Raw genomic sequence first — 1,751 nt, forward strand, 5'->3', positions numbered from 1 at the left:
CAACTGGATGTCCTCCGGAGAACATTCCTACAACAATTATCTGAAAAAGATCCAGTGTGTAGACGGCTATTTGGAATATGATCCTGAAAATAATGTGTGGAATGAGGTGAAAAACGGATGATGAAATTTTTAGTGAAACAGCAAAAAATCGAAGCACTGGAGCGAGAGGTCATTGCCTCTGACCAGATCGCATTTGTTTCGGTGAAGTTCGTATTCGATGGGGCTTGGAAAGCTCTGCACAAGGTGGTGCAGTTCACCCAGTGCGAAGAAACATACAACTTGGTGCTTGGCACAGAGGGAACGACTTGCTTGCTGCCTGCCGAACTGCATCCCGGTGCGGTGAAGATGAGTTTGTTTGGCTACGATGCAGAAAGCGATACCACACTGCGTGCGACAACCGTACCGGTAACTCTTCACATTCGACCGTCTGGTTTTGTTGCAGATGGGGATACGCCAATTCCGCCGACGCCGGATCTGTATACGCAGCTTTTGAAAAAGCTTTCCGAGATGCAAACCGGAGCAAACGGAAAAGACGGCAGTTCTGCTTATGAAATCGCCATAGAAAACGGTTTTGTAGGAACAGCTGCAGAATGGCTGGAGAGTTTGAAAGGCAAGGATGGTATTGATGGCAAGAACGGACTACCGGGAAAGGACGGAAAAGATGGTGCAGACGGTTTGCCCGGTAAGGATGGCACAAATGGGAAAGATGGCTTACCGGGGAAAGACGGTAGAGATGGGCGTGACGGAAAGGACGGCGTTTCTCCGGATTTGACAAATTATCCGGATACCGATGCTGTGAAAGCACTGGTTCAAGATGCGGTTCAGCCGCTTCTGGAAAAGGCACATACCCACGAAAATCAATCCGCATTGGATCAGATCAATGCCGCTAAAATCGCACAATGGGATGGCTTTGGCACACAAATCAACGGGCTTAGCACAAAGGTTACAGTCTATTCGGAAAAGGTGGAGAGTAATACTTCCAGAATCGGAACGGCAGAACGCACTTTGGAGAGCCTGCAAAAGCAAATTGACAACCTGACAAGCGGCAGAAATTACACCATTCTATTTCAGTCCGGGCAGAATGCCATTTCGACCTATGCACCAACTCTCAGTATGATTCTGGACGGCAGCTATCAGACAATGACAGATTTTCTGGCTGCCTATCCGCAGTTTTGCAGTGTAGAAAATGATTTCGTGTTGTCCTACTCGCAGACGTGTTTTAACTGGGATAAGTCGGTCTTGACCGTTTGTGCAAAGCCATTGTCCCTGACGAAAAATGCGGAAATCGTGATGTCCTATCAGTCGGGTTCCAGTGAAACCGGAAGTTTGTATCTGGTGCCGAAACCGCAGAAGATCGACATTCCCATTGGCGTGTATGTGAATACAGAAATCGATGCAAATCGTGCGGTTTCTCTGGATTTCCAATGGCTGCAGTCGGACACCTTTATCACCACCATCACAGAATGCACTGGCATTTCTGACGGCGAATATTACCTTGCCTGGGTGGGCAGAAGCAACAATTCTCATCCGAAAATCCGATTCCTGAAAGTACTGGAGGGTTAAAAATATGATGAAAGATACCATTTGCGTGGCTGTCGGCTTGGTCGGCGGCTTTTTTACTGCCATTTTTGGCGGCTGGGACTCCGCTCTGGTGACACTGGTCGTCTTCATGGCAATCGACTTTTTCACCGGCATCATCACCGCCATGATGAAAAAGTCCAAACACACAGAAAGCGGCGGACTTTCTTCCA

At 48.1% G+C, this 1,751-nt stretch carries 2 protein-coding genes; both read left to right on the forward strand.

All coding sequences use genetic code 11. The features are described from left to right. The first annotated feature begins 117 nt into the window (after window positions 1-117). Complete coding sequence (locus RUMCAL_RS16235) at window positions 118-1,563, forward strand: collagen-like protein (RefSeq protein ID WP_021682036.1); 1,446 nt, start codon at window positions 118-120, stop codon at window positions 1,561-1,563. Between the two features lie 4 nt (window positions 1,564-1,567). Next, window positions 1,568-1,751, forward strand: a 184-nt coding sequence (locus RUMCAL_RS07300; RefSeq protein WP_021682037.1) for a phage holin family protein, incomplete at its 3' end; no start/stop codon positions are given.

The organism is Ruminococcus callidus ATCC 27760 (assembly GCF_000468015.1).
GTDB lineage: Bacteria > Bacillota > Clostridia > Oscillospirales > Ruminococcaceae > Ruminococcus_C > Ruminococcus_C callidus.

What these genes read in the sequence shown, in the direction of transcription:
- RUMCAL_RS16235 (WP_021682036.1), top strand. Translation starts at nt 118, where the DNA reads ATGATGAAATTTTTAGTGAAACAGCAAAAAATCGAAGCACTGGAGCGA.